The organism is Acidovorax sp. LjRoot117, from assembly GCF_964252695.1.
In the GTDB taxonomy this organism is placed as follows: Bacteria; Pseudomonadota; Gammaproteobacteria; order Burkholderiales; family Burkholderiaceae_C; genus Acidovorax.
In genome coordinates this window covers 607,106-623,567 of the sequence record NZ_CAXUPO020000003.1, presented here as the reverse complement: position 1 = coordinate 623,567, position 16,462 = coordinate 607,106, and the positions used below count along the sequence as shown (strand labels likewise).

Sequence of the window (16,462 nt, the reverse complement as noted above, 5' to 3'; positions counted from 1 at the left end):
AGACTACTGATGGAAAACCTCTACATCGCACCCACGCCCAGCTCGCCTGAGGTGGACTTCAAGTTTGACACGCGCACGCTGAGCCTGCGGGGCGAGTCCTACCCCGAGAACGCGGCCGCCTTCTATGGCGACATCATCACGCGGCTGGGCGAGTTCCTGTCCACGCAGCACGGCGCCGCGCTGGAGGTGAACGTGGCGCTCGCGTACTTCAACAGCTCCAGCACCAAGATGCTGTTCAACCTCATCGAGGCGCTGAGCAACGCGGCCGAGGCCGGCAACCGGGTGGTCCTGCACTGGTACCACGATGAGGAAGACGACACCATCCTGGAGTTCGGCCAGGAGTTGAGCGAGGACTTCCCGGCCATCGAGTTCGTGACCCATGCAGTGGGAGCTGCTTGAATGGCAAGCACTGCGACGGGGCCGGCGCCCGATCTTTTCGATGCGGAGAACCAGACGCTCCTGGCCGCGAGAGCGGCCCACAGTGCCTGCGCCAGCGCCGCGCAGGACGCCTGCGCACAGACCCTGGGCGAGCTGATCCTGGCGTACGAGCGGCTGCTGCGGGAGACGCGCAGGCTGGTGCGCCGCAGCGACAGGGCCGAGCTGGAAATGAACCAGATGAACACCCGGCTGCAGGACCTGGCGGCCGAGCTGGAGCACCGGGCCAACCACGATCCGCTCACGGGGGTGCTCAACCGTGCGGCCATCATCGAACGGGTCAACCGCCACTTCGTCCGCGAAGACCTGGCCCTGGTCGTGCTCGACATCGACCATTTCAAGCGCATCAACGACAGCTTCGGCCATCCGACGGGCGACAGGGTCATCCTGGGGGTGGTGGCCTGCCTGAAGGCCGTCGTTCCCGCCACCGCGCAGATCGGGCGTGTCGGCGGCGAGGAGTTCACCGTCGTGCTGCCGCGGCATGGCGGCGCGGAATCCGAACACGTGGCGCAGGAGCTGCGGCGCGCCATCGAGACGCATGGTTTCGACTTGCCGGACGGCAGTGGCGTGACGGCCAGCTTCGGCGTGTGCTGGGCACCTGCCGGCAGCGATTTCGACGGCGCCTATGGGCTGGCCGACGAGGCGCTCTATGTCGCAAAACGTGGGGGGCGCAACCAGGTCCGCATGGCGGCCACGACCTTGCCCTCCCTCGAGCATGTGGTCTGAGGCCGAGCTGCGCAGGGCAGAACCCGGGTGGGCTGCCGTCGACGCCGCGCGGCGCGCCGGGCGCAGCCAGGGCACCCACTGGCGGATACTCGTGGTGGACAACGATCCCGATGTTCACGCCGCCACGCTGGCCGCGCTGGAGGGGCGCACGCTGTTCGAGCGGCCCCTGGTGTTCATGCACGCCTTCTCGGGCGATGAAGCCAAGGCCTTGCTGCTCACCGAGACCGACCTCGCCATGGTCATCATTGACGTGGTGTCGGAGCAGCCCAGCGCAGGGCTCGATCTGGTCGACTTCATCCGCCATTGCGCGGGACTGAGAAACACCCGCATCGTCCTGCGCACCGGTCAGCCGGGCCAGGTGCCGGACCTGGAGACACTGCTCAGGTACGACATCAACGACTACCGGACCAAGGCCGAACTCACCCCGGACCGGCTGCTGGCGATGGTGGTGACCGCCGTTCGGTCGTACAAGCAGCTGTGCGCCGTGGATGCCAGCCGCGTCAGCCTGGAGCTGATCGTGCGCTCCAGCGCATCGCTGCTGGAAACCAAGGACGCCCACGAGTTCGCGTCGGCCGTGCTCACCCAGCTCGCCGCCTTGCTCCAGGTCCCCCGGGAAGGCCTGGTGTGCGTGCAGCGCGGTGAGGGCCGGCGCGACTACCATGTGCTGGCCGCTGCCGGCAGGTTCTCCGAACTTGCAGGCCTGCCACTCGACCTGCTGTCGCAGGGGCCGGAGCTGGACCTGCTGTGCGCCTCCATCGAGCGGCGGTACAACGTCTTCGGAGAGTCCGGGGGGCTCGCCCTGCACATCGGGCACAAGGACGAGCAGGACTTCGTCGTGTTCATGGACGTGCCCGGGAACCACCGCGGCCTGGAGCCTCAGCTGCTCGATGTCCTGTGCGCCAACTTGAGCACGCTGCTGCACAACCGCGGCCTTCTGGGGCGACTGCACGAGAGCGCCTACCACGACCCGCTGGTGAACCTGCCCAACCGCGCGCACTTTGTCGAAGAGGTCCATGACTGCGCGCGGCATGGTGCCACCGACTACGTGCTGGCGCTGATCGACATCGACGACTTCAGTGCCACGAACGACGTGATGGGCCACCGGTTCGGTGATCGACTCCTGGAGCAGGTGGCCCGGTGCCTGGAGGCAGCGCTTCCACCGGGCGTGCTGCTGGCGCGCCTGGGCGCGGACACCTTCGGGGTGCTCGGCTCCCAGCGGCAGGTACAGCCCAGACAACTGCTCGATTGCGTGCGGCAGCCGCTGAACATCGACGGCGTTCCGCACAAGGTTTCGCTTACCTGCGGGTACGTGCTGCTGCCGGCCGAGCCGCAAGCCGGCGTGGACCTGGTCAAGGACGCCACCATTGCGCTCAAACGCGCCAAGCGAGACCACCGCGGGCAGGACCTCCAGTACGCCGCGCAGATGGGGGCCGAGGCACGGGCCAGGGCGCTGCTGCGTTCGGAGTTGCGAGAGGCCATCGACGGCCAGCAGCTGTTCCTCGTGTACCAGCCCCAGCTGAACCTCAGCACCCATGCACTGGTGGGGCTGGAGGCACTGCTGCGATGGCGCACCAGCGACGGCAGGTTCGTCCCGCCGGACCAGTTCATCCCGGTGGCCGAACATTCCGGGCTCATCGTCGGGCTGGGCCAGTGGGTGCTGGCCACGGCCTGCGCCACCATGCGCGAGCTGCTGGATGCGAACGCAGCGCCGCAGCGGATGGCGGTCAACGTGTCCACCGTGCAGCTTCAGGACCCAGGGTTCTTCGACCTGGTGTGTGCCGCGCTCGAGCGCAGCGGGCTGCAGGGGCGGCACCTGGAGCTGGAGATCACCGAGTCGGTGGCCGTGCTTCCCACGCAGTTTCTGGAGCACACCCTGTCCGCGCTGCGTGCCCAGGGGATCTCGATTGCGATCGACGACTTCGGGACCGGGTACTCGTCGCTGAGCTACCTGGAGCGCCTGCCGCTGGACCGGATCAAGATCGACCGCTCCTTCGTGCACCAGCTGGGCGAACCGCGCGGCGCCCGCATTGCAGAAATGGTGGCGCAACTGGGGCGCAAGCTGGGGCTGAAGGTGCTGGCGGAAGGGATCGAAGACGCGTCCGTCTGGCAGCCGCTGCTGGCCATGGGGTGCGAGGAGGGGCAGGGCTATTACATCGCAAGGCCCATGGAGAAGGACGCTCTCATCGCCTGGATGGAGCGCCAGGCTCGGCACGACGCGTGCGGGCCTCGGGACGCCCTGGCCGGTTGAGGGTTGTGCAAGGGCTTGGGCGGCCTCCTGCACTCACGCACGAACGCACACGCCTTGACGGCGCTGGTGGAGTCGTACGGCGGGCGCGAGTTCGTCGTCGATTGTTCTCAATACTGGAACGGTCAGTTGGCGACTGGGTGGTTTTTCTGGCGCGACATGCGGCGTACAGTTCAACCCATCGATGAGCCGAAACCCGCAAGGCGACTCACCGAACCCGGCACGCAGCAGTTCATCGCATCTGCGCTTGGCACTTCGTTCCGGCTTTTTTTTGAGCGCTTTTTTATCCCAAGGAATTTCATCATGAACAAGACCGTACGCTTCCTCTCCATCGCCGCTGTGTCCGCTTTCGCCGCATTTGGCGCGCATGCCGATGAAGCCGATGCTTCGCAGTTCGCACTGCAATTCGATACCAACCGCACCCGCGCCGAAGTCAATGCCGAAGCCGTGACGGAAGCCCGCACGCACAGCATCGAGCCTGCCGGCTCCCGCGTGGTGACCTACAAGTCCACGGCCGACCGCACTGCAGTCCGCGCCCAGGCCGCAGAGGCCGTGCGCACCGGCCAGATCTCGCACGGCGAAATCGGCAACCTCATGTAATGCAGGTGGCGCGGGCCTTCCCATGGGCGGCACCGTCCGGGTGTCGATGCCATGTGGACGTGTTCCTTACACTGCCCTGCAGTCTCGTCTCAAAGGGCTCCCTCGGGAGCCCTTTTTGCTTTGCACACGACCTGCCGACAAGGCCATCCCCGTACTGCTTCGGAACCTGGGAGCCGCTGCTGTAGGTGGGTGCGCACTCGCCGACAGCGCGAGAACCCACCCTGTGCAGTACAGACCGCGGGCACCATGTCGCTTCAGCGAGCGAGCGAGCGAGCGTGCGAGCGAGCGTGCGCGCATCGCGCAGCGCACGCAATGGATATCCACTGAGCAGACGGGATGGGCAGCATGGCAGTTCACACACGCAGGGCCAAGGTGACGGGCGTCGTCGTCGCTTTGTTGGGAGCAGCCATTGCGGCTGGCGGCATCTGGCTGGTATGGCTGGGCGGCAGCGGGTACTACGCGGCCGTCGGTGCTGCACTCATGGTCACGGGAGGGTTGTGGTTTCGCCAGAGCACCTGGGCGCGCAGCCTGTATGCCGTGGTGCTCGGCGGGTCGCTCGCGTGGGCGCTGTGGGAGGTCGGACTCGACTGGTGGCCGTTGGCTGCGCGGCTGGACGTGTTGTTCGTTCTGGGTGCGTGGCTGCTGAGCCCGTGGGCTGGGCATGCCACCGTTGCCTCCGCGCATGCGGTCCGAAGCCCATCGCAGCCAGCCGGCGCGCAGCCGGTGCGCCAGCGTTTCGGGGCGTCGCACCGGGGACTGCTGGCGGTGGTGATGCTCATGTCGGCCGCCGTGGCCGTAGCGTCGTGGTTCCGCGAACCCCATGACATGGCGGGGCAACTGCCGCAGATCCCAACTCCACCTTCTGCGCCGGCCGCGGCCAACCCCGTGGCAGACGCGGCGCCGGGCACGGCTGTCAATTCTGTGGTGCCGCCGGGCGAATGGCATGCCTACGGGCGCACGGGCCTGGGCCAGCGCTTTTCGCCGCTGGCAGACATCACGCCCGCCAATGTGGCGCAGCTGCAGCTGGCATGGGAATACCGCACGGGTGATGTGCGGGGCAAGCCGGGCGATCCCGAAGAGACCACGTACGAGGTCACCCCACTCAAGGTCGGCAACCGGCTCTTCCTGTGCACACCACACCAGTCGGTGATCGCGCTGGATGCAACCACCGGCAAGCAGCTGTGGCGCTACGACCCCCAGATCGAAAACCAGCTCGCTCTGCAGCATCTGACCTGCCGGGGCCTGTCTTACCAGCCGCCTCGCGGCGCGAGCGCAGGCTCCACGACGCCAATGTCAGCCGCGCCTGCCGCCGCTCCCGCGACGGGCAGGCCCGCGCAGTTGGCCGAGCCTGCGGCAGCGGCCCCTGGCGCTGTCAGCACGCGCCGCCCACCCGTCGCCGCACAGCGCGGGGCCACGGACGCGGCCTGCACCGCGAAGCTGTTCATGCCCACGGTGGATGGCCGCATCATTGCGTTGAGCCCCGAGACAGGCGCCGTGTGCGCCAACTTCGGGGGAGGTACTGGCCGGATCGACCTGTGGCAGCGCATGCCCAACCTTCGCCCGGGGGCCTACTACTCCACATCGCCCGTGGTGGTGACCGAGCGCTACGTGATCGTGGGCGGCACCGTGCTGGACAACGCGTCGGTCAAAGAGCAGTCGGGGGTGATCCGCGCCTTCGACATCGACACCGGTGCACTGGTGTGGAACTGGGATTCGGGCAACCCCGAGGACACCGCGCCGCTGCCACCGGGCCGCACGTACACGCCCAACTCGCCCAACAGCTGGTCGATATCGAGCGTGGACGAAGCGCTCGGCATGGTCTATGTGCCCATGGGCAACCAGCCGCCCGACCAGTGGGGCGGCCGCCGCACTCCGGCGGTGGAGCGCTATTCATCGTCCGTCGTTGCGCTGGACCTGGCCAGCGGCCGCGTGCGCTGGCACTTCCAGACCGTGCACCACGACTTGTGGGACTACGACGTGCCAGCCCAGCCGACCTTGATCGATCTGCAGGTCAACGGCCAGACCGTGCCGGCGCTGGTGCAGCCCACGAAGCAGGGCGAGCTGTTCGTGCTGGACCGCCGCACCGGCGCCCCGGTGCTGCCGGTGCAGGAAGAGCCGGCGCCCCAGGGTGCTGCCACCGGCGACTACACGGCGCCCACGCAGCCGCGGTCGGCGCTGTCGTTCAACCCGCCGCCACTGCGCGAGCGCGACATGTGGGGCGCCACGATGTTCGATCAGCTGGCCTGCCGCATTGCGTTCCATCGGCTGCGCTACGAGGGCCGCTTCACCCCGCCGTCCGAGCAAGGCACCCTGGTGTACCCGGGCAACTTCGGCGTGTTCAACTGGGGCGGTATCGCGGTCGACCCGGACCGCCAGGTCGCGTTCACCACGCCCACCTATCTGGCATTCGTTTCCCGACTGGTCCCGCGCAAGGACGACACCAGCCTGCTGGTGCAGAACGGCGGGCCGCCCAGGGGCAGCCTGCCTGCGCTCAACGAGAACTTTGGCGCGCCGTTCGCGGCGTCGATGAAGCCCTTCGTCTCGCCTATCGGTCTGCCCTGCCAGGCGCCGCCCTGGGGTTACGTGGCGGGCGTGGACTTGCGCACCGGCCAGGTTGCGTGGAAGCACCGCAACGGTACGGTGCGCGACCTGGCACCGGTGCCACTGCCGTTCCGCATGGGTGTGCCCGGCATCGGCGGGCCGGTGGTGACGGCAGGCGGCGTCGCCTTCTATTCGGGGGCGCTCGACAACTATGTGCGCGCCTATGCCGTGAGCGACGGCCGCATTCTCTGGCACGACCGCCTGCCCGCCGGCGGGCAGGCCACCCCCATGAGCTACACCGGTGGCGATGGCCGCCAGTACGTGGTCGTCGTGGCGGGTGGGCATGGCTCCACCGGCACCAAGGCCGGCGACTCGGTGCGTGCCTACGCGTTGCCGCGTTAGCCCGCAGCGCTACTGCGGTGTTGCAAGCAGGTGGTCGATGAAACGGCGGCAGGGGTGGGTGCGGTCCGCCATCGCGTCCACTCGGGCCAGTACGCCCAGCGGCGGTACGGGCCTGGGTTGCCACGCCAGGATCGCCAGGTCTTGCCGCTGCACGAAAGGCCGCACCAGGCTCATCGGCACGTACACCAGCAAGTCGCTGCCGCACAGCATGGCGTAGGCGATTTCCGCGGAGCGGCCGGACACCCTGCACAGCTGCGGGACACCGCCCAGGTCGTCAAACAGCTGCTCGACCTGCTGGGGCCCGAGCCCGGTGAGCGGTGGTGCCAGCCAGCGCTGCGCGAGCAGGTCTGAGGCACTCAGCGCGGCCTGCCGGGTCAACGGGTGCTGGGGGCGGCACGCAATGACGAACTGGTCGTTGTGCACCGCATGGAATTCGAACCCCTGGGGCATGGGATCCGGTTCGCGGCAAATCGCGAGATCCAGCTTGCCGTCCTGAAGGCTGGCCAGCAGGTTGTCGATGGTGACTTCCTGCACATCCATCACCACATCCGGCTGCACTGCGCAGTACGTCGCAATCGCGGTGGTCAACAGGCCGTTGATACCCGCCGCAATGCTGCCGATGCGGATCGGTGCGGAGGCCGCCCCCTGCTGCATGAGTGCTGCGTTGCCTGCCACGGCCTGTATGGGCACCAGGGCCGCCCGCAACAGCGGAAGCACCGCGCTGCCCAGGGTGGTCAGCCGCATGCCTTTGGCGTGTCTTTCAAAAATGGCGCCACCCAGCGTGGCCTCCAGCTCTGCCAGGGCATGGGTGGCCGCAGGCTGGCTCAGTCCGATCGCCGATGCGGCCCGGTGCAGGCTTTGCAGGTCGGCGATCGCGATGGCCAGTTGCAGGTGCCGCAGGCGCACGCGTCCCAGGATGCGATTGAACAGGACCGAGGGGGAGGGCTCAGACATGGCGGCATTCAAAAAATGAATAGAGATGCGAAAGAACTATTGGTGGTGTTCGGGCCGGCATGCCACGATGCCGTGGCCTTGCAGAAGGGGCGCACGTACGCCCGTCTATCCAATTCACGAATGTTATTGCCGAAAGGGACCTGCAAAAGTCCCGGGGCTATTCAGGAGACAACACCCATGCCATCGCTTTCAACCCACCCGACCCACCCGACCCGCTCGCCGCACCGCGCCACCGGACGCACCTCCCGCTTTTCCATGCTGGCGGTGGTCGCAGCCATCCTGTCGCTTTGCCAGGCGCGGGCCGCCGATACGCTGGACACCGCGTGCAAGACCACGGCCGAATGCCAGGCGCAGGTCGCCAAGATCCAGGGGGTGGTCAAAGGCGAGGCCACCAGTGCGCTGTCGCGGTCGCAGGACACCTTCTACTGGTTCGGCCGCATCAACATGGCTTCGGCCGTGATGAATGTAGAGCAGGGCATCATCCCCAAGCCCCTGGCAGGCCGCATTGCGCGTGGTGTCGAGCAGTCCATCGCCCAGGCCTCTGCGCCCGGCGGCAAGCGCCCCACCGACGTGCTGCAGGTCGAAAAGATCATCACCGATGCCGTGGGGCCCGAGGCCACGCTCATCCACACCGGCCGCAGCCGCCAGGACATCCATTCGACGCTGAACGCCGCGCAGTTGCGGCTGGAGATGCTGGATTTCGCGGACGCGCTGGACCAGGTGCGGGCGCGGCTCATCACCATCGCGCAGGCCCACACCGCCACGTATGTGCCGGCGTACACCAACGGCGTGCAGGCCATGCCCATCAGTTATGCGCACTACCTGCTGGCCTTTGCCGACTCGTTCGGACGGGACTCGGCACGCATCCGCGAGGCCTACGCGCGCGTCAACCTCAGCCCCATGGGCACGGCGGTTTTGTCCAACTCCAGCTGGAACATCAACAGGGAGCGCCTGGCCCAACTGCTGGGGTTCGACGGGCTGATCGCGAACTCGCTCGACGCCGGGCAGATCAGCACCTATGACATTCCCATCGAGGCCACGTCCATCGCCAGCTCCACCGCCATCCGTGTCGGTGCGTTCATGCAGGACGTCCATACGCAGTACCACCAGACCCGGCCCTGGCTGCTGCTGGCCAGCTCCAGAACCTACACCAGCAGCGCCATGCCGCAAAAGGCCAACCCCGGCATCATCCAGAACACCCGGGCCAAGGCCAGCGACGTGGTGGCGTCTGCGCAGGCGTCGCTGTGGCGCGCCCATAACGTGACACCGGGCATGATCGACTACAAGAACACATGGAGCCCCGCGGGCGCCAAGACATTCGTGCAGGGAGTGGAAATGCTGCAGCAGTTCACCGATGTCCTGGACTCGTTGCGCATCGACCCGGCACGCGCATTGGAGGAGCTGGAGTCGGAATGGACCACGTCGATGGAGCTGGCGGAGGCCTTGCAGCGCAGCCACGGCATACCGTTTCGCGTGGGGCACCACTTCGCCTCCGATGTCGTGCTGTTTGCGAAGGAACGCAACATCCGGCCCAAGGACTTTCCGTACGCAGAGGCTGTGAGGATCTACCGCGAAGCAGGCAGAAAATACGATCTCAAGGAGCAGCGGCTTCCCTTGGGGGAGAAGGAGTTCCGCCGCGCGCTGTCGCCTGCGGAAATGGTCCTGACCCGCACCGGCACGGGCGGGCCGCAACCGCAAGAAGTTCAGCGGATGATCGCCAGCGGCAAGGACAGCCTGGCACGCGACCGCGCGTGGTCTGCAGAGGCGCGGCAGCGCCTGCTGTCGGCCGAAGCGGCGCTGAACGCGGCCTTTGCGAGCCTGGTGGCTGCTCCGTAAACGTTTGGCCTTGGCGCTGTGCGCTGAATCTGCGCGCAACGTGGCCGTGCGGTGCGGTGCCGTCTGGCCTCAGAGGAACTGCGCCCGCACGCCCACCATCAGCCGCCGGCCCGCCGCAGGCTCGAAGAAGCGGCCGTTGCCGTCGTTCACGATCAGCGTGCCTGCGTAGTGCCGGTTGAAAAGATTGTCGAGCCGGGCCCACAGCTGCCAGCGTGCTGCGCCGGGCGTGGTGCCGCGCAGCTGGTAGCCCGCGTGCAGGCCCACCACCGCAAAGCCCGCCGCGGATTCGCTGTTGGTGTCGTTCGCGAACACGCGGCCCGACAGGTTCACGGCGCCGCCCACGCGCCATTGGGAGCTGGGGGCATAGTCGAGGGCCCAGTGCGCCACATGCCGGGCAGTGCCGGGCAACTGGTTGCCGGCGGCTATGGCGGCACCGGCTGCACCCGTGTAGGCGTTGCCGAAGTGCGCATCCAGGTACGTGTAGCTGGCACTGGGCGACCAGGCGCCCCAGGCCGCCCGCCAGGCCAGCTCCAGGCCGCGCCGGCGCACGTTGTCCACGTTCTGGAAGACGGAGCGGCCGTTGACGGTTTCCACCGGGACGATCTCTCCACGGCTGCGCGTATCGAACCAGGCCAGGTCGATCTGCTGGCGCTCGCCACGCCACTTGGCACCGACCTCCCACTGCCGGCTTCGCGATGCGGACAAGGCGTAGTTGGGGCCTGCGTTGCCCGTGCTGTAGGCCATCTCTGCCAGCGTAGGTGTCTCGAAGCCGCGGCCCGCATTGGCGTAGAGGTTGAGCGCGTCGGTGGCCGCCCACACCACACCCAGCACCGGGCTGGTGTGGCGCCAGGTGCGGGACCCGCTGTCGTCGGGATTGGCAGGGGTGACGTAACGGTCGTCCACCCGCACCCTCACCTGGCTGGTGCGCACCCCGGCGATGGCACGCCAGCGTGGTGAGAGCCACGCGTCGAGCTGGCCGTAGACATCGGTGTTGGTGGCACGGTCGTCCTCGTTGCGGCGCAAGGCGCCGCTTTCGCCGGCTTCGTTCACGAAGCCCTGGCGCAGCTCGGCCATGCGGTGTGTCTCCAGGCCCGCCGTCCAGGTCACCGGCAGGCCGGATGCAAGCCGCACGGACCGCGTCCAGGTGGCGCCCACGCCGCGGTAGCTGCGGTCCAGTTCCACCACGCCGCCCGCGCTGTTGGCGGCGGCCCCGCTGAAGGACAGGTACTGCGTGAGCTCGCGCGCGCCGCCATAAGCGCGCAATTGCACGCTGTCCACCGAAGACAGCTGGTGGTCCACCACCACGCCCAGCTGGTGTTGCGCCACCGATTTGCGGGTGTCAAAGGCCGTGGCGACCGCGGCGGCCTGGCGCGGGTCGTCCCGCATCTGGGTGCGCGTGAGGCCCAGGGGGTCTTGTGCCAGCGGCTGCTCGTACACATTCACCAGCGCGGTGATGCGCGTTCGCGCATCCGGCCGGGCCACCAGCTTGCCGTTGAAGTGCGTGCGCTGCGCAGCGCTGTGCGCCCGCCAGCCGTCGATCTCGAAATGCGACAGGTCCACCAGGCCGCCCAGGCGCTGGTCGCCAAAGTCCAGCGAGGCATCCACCAGCCGCTGGCCGAACGAGCCCACCGCCACGCCCGCCTGCGCGGTGCCGGTGGTGCGTGGCTCGCGCGTGGTGACCTGCACCACGCCGCCGGCCGCATTGCCATACAGCTGCGCCAGCGGGCCGCGCAGCACATCGACCTGTGCGGCAGACGGCAGATGGGCGGTCGCGGCCTGGCCCTGGCCGTCGGGCATGGTCGCGGGGATGCCGTCGACCAGGATGCGCACCCCGCGCACGCCGAAGGTGGCACGCGTGCCGAATCCCCGCACGGCGATCTGCAGATCCTGCGCATAGTTGCCGCGGTCCTGCGTTACCACCCCGGCCTGGCCGCTCAGCAGCTCCGACAGGTGCACCAGCGGCATGGGCGCTGAAAAGCCGTCGACGGCCACGCTGCTGTGGCTGGCCGCGCTGTCGAAGCGGCGCTGGGCGGCGGTGCTGTCCAGCACCTCGACGGTGCCGAGCACCGGCGTGGCCTCGGCCACGGTGGGTGGCGCGGCAATGGCTTCGTCAGCAGCGTGCGCCGCGAGGCCGGCGCAGCCCGCCATCGCGAGACAAAGGCTGCGCCGATGGGTGGGCGACAAGGTCAAGAGCACAGGTGAACCCGACAAAAGAGGATGAGGACGGCTTGCCCGCCATGGGCCCGTGCGTGCGGGTCATGGCATGTGGCAGTCGCAAATGGCACGCGGGATGTGGCACGTGCCACAGGCGATTGTCGCCGTGCCCAACGCGCGAAGTAAGTCAGGTGCGCTGCGGCGTGGCGCTCATTCCGAGCGGACCACCCGCCAGATGGTGTTGCCGACGTCATCGGCCACCAGCAGCGCGCCCTTGGCGTCCAGGGCCACGCCCACGGGGCGTCCATACGCCTTGCCGTCCTTGCTGAGGAAACCCGTCAGAAACTGCACCGGCGGCCCGGACGGCCGCCCGCCCGCGAACGGCACGAAGACCACGTTGTACCCCGTGAGCTCCTTGCGGTTCCAGGAGCCATGCTGCCCGATGAAGGCGCCGCTGGCGTACTGCGTGGGCATGCGCTCATCGGAGAACGCCAGACCCAGCGGCGCCACGTGGGAGCCCAAACCGTAGTCGGGTGCCACGGCCTTGGCGACCATGTCGGGGTTGGGTGGCTTCACGCGGCTGTCCACATTCTGGCCCCAGTAGCTCCAGGGCCAGCCGTAGAAAGCGCCGTCCTTCACGGAGGTGAGGTAGTCGGGCACGAGATCGTTGCCGAGCTCATCCCGCTCGTTCACGACGGTCCAGAGCGCCTTGCTCTGCGGCTCCCAGCCCAGGCCGTTGGGGTTGCGCAGGCCGGTGGCAAACGGCCGCTTGTTGCCGGTGGCCAAATCCACCTCCCAGATGGCTGCGCGGCCCTGTTCGGCTTCCATGCCGTTGTCGCCGATGTTGCTGTTGGAGCCCACCGTCGCGTAGAGCTTGCTGCCGTCCGCGCTGGCGATGATGTTCTTGGTCCAGTGGTGGTTGGCACCTGCGGGAAGGTCCGTGACCTTGGCGGGGGCTGCCGTCACCGACGTCTGCCCGGTTTCATACGGCACCTTGACGATGGCATTCGCGTTGGCGATATAGAGCTGGTTGCCCACCAGCGCCATGCCGAACGGCGACACCAGATCCTTCATGAACACCGCCCGGGTCTCCGCCACGCCGTCGCCGTCGGCATCACGCAGCAGCGTGATCCGGTCCGCGCTGGGCGTGCCCGCGCCGGCACGTTTCATGACCATGCCCATGGCCTTGCCCCGCAGGCCGTCGGCATGGACATTCTTGGAGCCCTCTTCAGGCTGCGGCTTGTTGCTCTCGGCCACCAGCACGTCGCCGTTGGGCAGGGTGTACACCCAGCGCGGATGGTCCAGCCCGGTGGCCAGCGCGGTCACCTTGAACCCAGCAGGTGCCAATGGCATCGTGCCCTGCGGCCACTGGTCGGCCGGCGCGATTTTGACCGTGGGAATGAGCAGGTTCTTTTGCGGTGGCGGCAGTGGCGGGTTGGGACCGACGCCCGGCGGTACCAGCGGCTGCGCCCCGGCGCCTGCGAAGGAGCAGCCGGCGAGCAGCGCCAGCACAGGCAGAGGCCACCAGGGCCGGGTCGGCGAAGTGTGTCGGGCAGGCGTTTGCATGGCGCAGTATGGCCAGTGCCGGCCCCCCGCCGATGTAGGCGGAAGCCGTCATTCTTGTGGCAAGTCAGGCACACACCGGGACGCACCGGGGGTCAGGCTTCCAGGAAAATAAAAAAGGCCACGCGCCGGCGCGGCGACGGCTGCGCTCCAGGCGTGGGCCTGCCTGGGTCACCCTGCAATCAGGGCTCTGCTCGGCCCGGGCGCAGCATGGGCTCCTTCCGCAAGGGCCGATATAGCCGCGAAGTGCGCTACAACCAGCAGCGCTGAACCCAGCCGTCAAGCTGCCTGCTGCGCGCTGCCCGCCAGATGGATGCGCCCCTTGCCACCGCGCTTGGCCTGAAGCATCGCTCCGTCGGCCTCCGCCACCAGCACTTCAGCCTCGGTGCGGCCCTTGGACAGGGCGACGCCGATGCTCATCCCCAGGTTGACCTGCAACCGTTCACCCAGCGCGATCGGCGCATCGACCGTCTGCATGAGCCGCTCGAGGATGGCGTGCCATTCGTTCCCCGACAGCGGCGCGAGCAGCAGGACAAACTCATCGCCCCCGATCCGCGCCGCGGTGTCCGTCGCGCGGATGCTGGCGGTGATCCGTGCGGCGATCGCCACGAGCAGCTTGTCCCCCGCCTCATGCCCGTGCTGGTCGTTCACTTCCTTGAAGCCGTCCAGGTCGATGAAGCACACAGCCACCTCGTGCCCGAACCGCTGCGCGCCGGCCAGGGCCTGCTGCATGCGGTCCAGCAGCAGCAGCCGGTTGGGCAACTGCGTGAGCGCGTCGTGAAAGGCCACGTGGGTGATCTGTTCGTGCGCGCGTTTGGCTTCGGTGATGTCCACCGCCATCCAGAACGATTCGGTGTTGGACAGCTGGACGCCGTTGAGATCCACCCAGATCACGTCGCCGTGCTTTTTCTTCAGGCGCACGTCGTCCCGGTAGTTGTCTCCCCTGCGCAGGTCCAGCAGGGTCTCTTGCGCCAGCGCATGGCGATCGCCGTCTTCCGCACACAGAATGTCGATGGCGGCGCCGGTCAGTTCACCGTCTTCGTAGCCCAGCATTTTTTCGAAGGCCCGGTTTTTCCAGCGGACCTTGCCATGGTGGAACTTGACCATGCCGACCACATCGCTGTTGAGCATGGCCGACTGCTCGCGCAACAGCGACTCCACACGCTGCTGCGCTTCACGCTGGGCCGTGATGTCCACCGCCACCGTGCGGCTCATCAGGAAGTTGCCATCGGCATCCCTTACGGCGGTGGAATTGATGCACAGGTGGCGCTGCGGGGCGTTGGCGGGCGAGATGCAGACCTCGATCTCGGGTGCGTGGAGCTGCAGGGCCAGGGCGATGAAATGGTCCCGAAACTGCGGGCGGGTCGCCGCGTCCAGCAGCCCCACGAACTTCGCGTCGGACGGTAAATCTCCCCCCAGCCATGCCTTGGCAGTGGCGTTCAGGTGGACGAAGCGCCCGTCCGCGTCCAGCGAAAAGTATCCGCAGGGTGCGTGGTCATACAGGTCCTGGATGCGCGCCGAGGACTCTTCCAGGCTTTGGAGCAGGCGTTTCTTGTCGGTAATGTCCCTGGCCGAGCCGAAGATCAGCAGGTGTCCGTCGATGTCGACGGCGCGCCAGTGCAGGTCCACATCGATGATGCTGCCGTCGGAGCGCACATGCTGGACCTCCACACGCTGCCTGTCCCCATCCCGGATCTTGGCCAGCCAGGCATCGATTCGGGCCTCGTTCTGGTTCGCGTCCCAGCTCGACACATGCTGGCCTTGCAGCTTGTCCCGGGACGAGCCGTGCATTTCGGCAAAGGAGTCGCTCAATTCGACCAGGCGCCCCGCGCGGTCCAGGATGTGGATGCCGTCTCCCGCGACGCGCAGCAGCGTCTGCGTCTGCCGGCCTTGTGCTTGCAACGCAGCCACTGCGCGGAGAGCGCGGCTGCCGAATCGGTAGACGGCGATGGTCGCCGCGCAGCTCAGTGCCCACGCCAAGCCTGCCAGGAGCGACACTACCAGCATCTCGCCGCGCCATTGGCTCCACCGATTGGAGTTGTCCAATCCCGCAATCGCCAGCAGGGGCCAGCCGTCCACTTCGCGGTAGGCGAAGGTGCGGCTGATGCCGTCGACTTTCGAGGTCGCCAGGTAGCTGCCGGCCGACGGCTTGCTGCGCAGCGAGTCCTGCAGTTCCTGCGCGACGTCCCGGCTGCCCACCGCCGCCGCACCGCGGCCCCGCGGGGATTGCAATGCCACCAGCTTCAGGTCGTTGGTTCTGAGCGAAATGCCGTCGGAATCGGCCAGCTCGTACCGTTTGAAGATTTGTTCGAAGTGCTCGGTATGGATGCTGGCGTACAGCACGCCCCGGAACTTGCCGTCCCATGCCATGGGGCGGGCCACGACGATGACCGGGTGGCCCGACACTCGCGAGATCACGGGGTCGGAGACGACCGCCTTGTCGGAGCTGGAATCCCTGGCGAAAAAGAAGAAGTCCCGGTCGGTGATGTCGGGTGGAGAGGTGCTGTCGATGAGGTTGCCCCACCGGACGAGACCGTTTTCATCCGCCACCCGAAACCCCTCCACCCCTGCCAGCACCCGGTGCTTGGCCGCCAGGTGGTCGTTGATGTCCTGCACGGTGGCGCCCGCGTCGAAGCCAGCCCGTTGCAGATCGCCCATGGTGATCTTCAGCACCGTGTCCACAACGCCCAGTTCCGACTGCAGGCTGGCACTGGCGATGGCGACGAACCGCTCGGCTGCAGCACGCGCCCGGTCTTCATGCGCTTGCCGGGAAGAGGACAGAACGGAAAGCACCAGACCTGCCAGCACTGCGCCGAGCAAGAGATTGCCCCCGACCAGCAGCGCGCCGAGCTTTCGGCGTTGTTGTTCGGCCTGACTCGCTGGCGTGATGGAGTTCAAGGGCATGGGGAATGTTACCCACACGGTCATCGCCGAGCGACGGGTTTACCCTGAAAATTGGGGGGCCGAAGTGCTCTCGCCGGCCTGATAGCCCCCCGCAATGCTGGG

The 16,462-nt window shown here is 67.6% G+C and carries 10 protein-coding genes; 6 read left to right on the top strand and 4 right to left on the bottom strand.

Features of this window, described 5'->3' with window-relative positions; all coding sequences use genetic code 11:
- Positions 1-9: 9 nt before the first annotated feature.
- From ACSQ3D_RS12510 to ACSQ3D_RS12490, 5 genes are all read left to right on the top strand, one after another.
- Positions 10-399 carry a DUF1987 domain-containing protein gene (locus tag ACSQ3D_RS12510; protein ID WP_056417252.1) on the top strand — a complete coding sequence of 130 codons (390 nt, stop codon included), beginning with the start codon at positions 10-12 and terminating at the stop codon, positions 397-399.
- Positions 400-1,161 (top strand): GGDEF domain-containing protein, encoded by a 762-nt coding sequence (locus ACSQ3D_RS12505; protein ID WP_436127114.1) that lies wholly within the window; start codon positions 400-402, stop codon positions 1,159-1,161.
- Positions 1,151-3,409, top strand: coding sequence for a putative bifunctional diguanylate cyclase/phosphodiesterase (locus ACSQ3D_RS12500; protein ID WP_436127113.1), 2,259 nt, complete (start codon positions 1,151-1,153; stop codon positions 3,407-3,409). The genes ACSQ3D_RS12505 and ACSQ3D_RS12500 overlap by 11 nt, the downstream gene beginning before the upstream one ends.
- 300 nt (positions 3,410-3,709) lie before the next feature.
- Positions 3,710-4,006 carry a hypothetical protein gene (locus ACSQ3D_RS12495; RefSeq protein WP_056417258.1) on the top strand — a complete coding sequence of 99 codons (297 nt, stop codon included), beginning with the start codon at positions 3,710-3,712 and terminating at the stop codon, positions 4,004-4,006.
- A 345-nt stretch (positions 4,007-4,351) separates the two neighbouring features.
- Entirely contained in the window at positions 4,352-6,949 is a 2,598-nt protein-coding gene (locus ACSQ3D_RS12490) for a membrane-bound PQQ-dependent dehydrogenase, glucose/quinate/shikimate family (RefSeq protein WP_436127112.1), read from the top strand.
- A 9-nt stretch (positions 6,950-6,958) separates the two neighbouring features.
- On the opposite strand, the gene ACSQ3D_RS12485 is transcribed toward ACSQ3D_RS12490, so the two are convergent.
- Complete coding sequence (locus tag ACSQ3D_RS12485) at positions 6,959-7,903, bottom strand: LysR family transcriptional regulator (protein WP_436127111.1); 945 nt, start codon at positions 7,901-7,903, stop codon at positions 6,959-6,961.
- A gap of 177 nt (positions 7,904-8,080) precedes the next feature.
- Here ACSQ3D_RS12485 and ACSQ3D_RS12480 point away from each other — a divergent pair, with 177 nt between their 5' ends.
- Complete coding sequence (locus tag ACSQ3D_RS12480; RefSeq protein ID WP_436127110.1) at positions 8,081-9,739, top strand: argininosuccinate lyase; 1,659 nt, start codon at positions 8,081-8,083, stop codon at positions 9,737-9,739.
- 69 nt (positions 9,740-9,808) lie between these two features.
- Here the strand turns inward: ACSQ3D_RS12480 and ACSQ3D_RS12475 are convergent, their stop codons facing one another.
- From ACSQ3D_RS12475 to ACSQ3D_RS12465, 3 genes are all read right to left on the bottom strand, one after another.
- A complete protein-coding gene (locus ACSQ3D_RS12475; protein ID WP_436127213.1) occupies positions 9,809-11,887 on the bottom strand; it encodes a TonB-dependent receptor family protein in 2,079 nt (692 codons plus the stop codon).
- A gap of 216 nt (positions 11,888-12,103) precedes the next feature.
- The gene (locus ACSQ3D_RS12470) at positions 12,104-13,459 is read right to left on the bottom strand and encodes a PQQ-dependent sugar dehydrogenase (protein ID WP_436127109.1); all 1,356 of its coding nucleotides are present in this window, start codon (positions 13,457-13,459) and stop codon (positions 12,104-12,106) included.
- Positions 13,460-13,735: 276 nt separating this feature from the next.
- A complete protein-coding gene (locus ACSQ3D_RS12465) occupies positions 13,736-16,360 on the bottom strand; it encodes a diguanylate cyclase domain-containing protein (RefSeq protein ID WP_436127108.1) in 2,625 nt (874 codons plus the stop codon).
- Between the last annotated feature and the right edge of the window lie 102 nt (positions 16,361-16,462).